Source organism: Streptomyces recifensis (assembly GCF_002154615.1).
Classification (GTDB): Bacteria; Actinomycetota; Actinomycetes; order Streptomycetales; family Streptomycetaceae; genus Streptomyces; species Streptomyces griseoluteus.
The window spans coordinates 1-1779 of the sequence record NZ_MUNH01000280.1 but is presented as its reverse complement, the minus strand read 5'-3'; the positions used below and the strand labels follow the sequence as shown (position 1 = coordinate 1779).

Below are 1779 nucleotides of genomic sequence, written 5' to 3'. Positions count from 1 at the left end.
GTGACCGCCGAGAACGTCGTCGGCCTGGTCGTGGCCGTCGCCCTGCTGGGCTATCTCGTCCTCGCCCTGATCTTCCCGGAGAGGTTCTGAGAACAGACATGGGTTCCGTACTCGCGGGCGTGCTCCAGCTCCTCGCCCTCATCGGCGCGCTGGCCCTCGTCCACGCGCCCGCGAGTACGGAACCCATGTCTGTTCTCAGAACCTCTCCGGGAAGATCAGGGCGAGGACGAGATAGCCCAGCAGGGCGACGGCCACGACCAGGCCGACGACGTTCTCGGCGGTCACAGCTTCGTCACCCCCTTGGCGACGAGTGCCACCAGCGCGAAGGCCGCGAGCACGGTGACGACGAAGGCCAGGTCGGCCATCTTGGGTCTCCTGAACGGACTGGGGTCGAAAGGGAACGCTTCGAGGAAACCCCTGCTCCAGGGGGTCGGGGCCCCACGTTGACGCCTCTCATACGGGCAGGGGCTCGGCCTTGACGGCTTCCTGACGGGGGGCGCGCGGCGAGCGCGGCGATGGGCGTGCGCTTCCCCCGATCGAACGAGTTTGAGAACGGCGACCCTTGGCGGGCCGGGCCGAGCGGGGGACGGGAACACGCGTTCCGGAAATTGCCTCGCCGGAGCCGTGACGAGGCCGGTGTCCGGCGCGTTTTTAGAGCACCAGTTCACTTCCCGCTCGGATGGAGGAGATCGACGACATGAGTACGTTCGCCCCCGGTTCCGCCCAACCGGCCTGCCCGGAGCCGTACGCCGCCGCGGAGTCGACCGGTACCGATGGGCTGCGTGTTCCCCGGCAGGTCTTCTCGAAGGCACCGGAGGGGGGCGGTACCGAGTTGAACATCGTCGGCGTCCATCTGTACGCCGAGGACGGCGGCGGCCGTGTCCTGCTCGGGCTGCGCCACCCGGACGCGGCCTTCGCGGGGTCCACCTGGCACTTCCTGGCCGGGCACTGCGAGCGGGAGTCGGCCGTCGCGTGCCTGGTGCGGGAGGCGTACGAGGAGGCCGGGCTGGTGATCGACCCCGTCGACCTGGAGCTGGCCCATGTGGTGCACCTGCTGGACGGACCGAGCGCGCGCCCGCGCCTGCAACTGGTCTTCCGCGCCCGCCGCCTGGGCGGGACACCGCGGCTGAGGGAGCCGGACAAGTGCCTCGCCTGGCGCTGGTGGGACCCGGACGCGCTGCCGGAACCGCTCGTGTCCTACGCCCGCACGGCCATCGACGGCATCCGGGCGGGCCGTACCTACTCGGAGTCGGGCTGGGGCCCGGCATGAGCGCCCCCCAGCGGCACACCGTGCCGGTCGACGTGCATCTGATCCTGCGTCGGGAAACCGGCGCCGGCCCGGAGGTACTGGTGTCACGCCGGGCCGGGGCGGTGTACGCGGCCGGGCTCTGGCATCTGCCGTCCGGCCACCTGGACGGCCCGCACGAGGACGTGGTCGACGCGCTGATCCGGGAGGCGCGCGAGGAGACCGGTGTCGTCATCGACCGGGCCGACGTGCGCGCGGCCGTCACCGTCCACCATCGCGGGCCCGGCGGTTCGGCCCGCGTCGGCTTCCTCTTCGAGGTGCGTCGGTGGGCGGGTGAGCCACGGGTCATGGAGCCGGACGTCTGCGACGCCATGACCTGGGTCCCGCTGGACGCGCTGCCCGCCGCGACGGTGGCGTACTGCCGGGCCGGCCTGGACGCGTACCGGGCCGGGGAGCACCTGGCCGTGCACTTCCAGCGGCCGGGCGACCCGGTCGCCCACGACCCGGCGGCCGACCGGCTCCAGATCGTCCCC

At 72.1% G+C, this 1779-nt stretch carries 4 protein-coding genes; 3 read left to right on the top strand and 1 reads right to left on the bottom strand.

Annotated features, from left to right (window positions below):
• On the top strand, positions 1-90 hold the full coding sequence (kdpF, locus tag CCN33_RS16515) for a K(+)-transporting ATPase subunit F (RefSeq protein WP_009326374.1): 90 nt from the start codon (positions 1-3) through the stop codon (positions 88-90).
• Between the two features lie 105 nt (positions 91-195).
• Here the strand turns inward: kdpF (CCN33_RS16515) and kdpF (CCN33_RS16510) are convergent, their stop codons facing one another.
• A complete protein-coding gene (gene kdpF / locus CCN33_RS16510; RefSeq protein ID WP_009326374.1) occupies positions 196-285 on the bottom strand; it encodes a K(+)-transporting ATPase subunit F in 90 nt (29 codons plus the stop codon).
• A gap of 412 nt (positions 286-697) precedes the next feature.
• On the opposite strand from kdpF (CCN33_RS16510), the gene CCN33_RS16505 reads away from it, so the two are divergent.
• Complete coding sequence (locus tag CCN33_RS16505; protein ID WP_086694365.1) at positions 698-1270, top strand: NUDIX hydrolase; 573 nt, start codon at positions 698-700, stop codon at positions 1268-1270.
• Positions 1267-1779 (top strand): NUDIX hydrolase (locus CCN33_RS16500; protein WP_140394566.1); only part of this gene is annotated, 513 nt, incomplete at its 3' end. The genes CCN33_RS16505 and CCN33_RS16500, both read left to right, overlap by 4 nt.

Excerpts from the sequence above, each read along its gene's own strand:
- CCN33_RS16505 (WP_086694365.1), top strand. The coding sequence starts at position 698 with ATGAGTACGTTCGCCCCCGGTTCCGCCCAACCGGCCTGCCCGGAGCCG.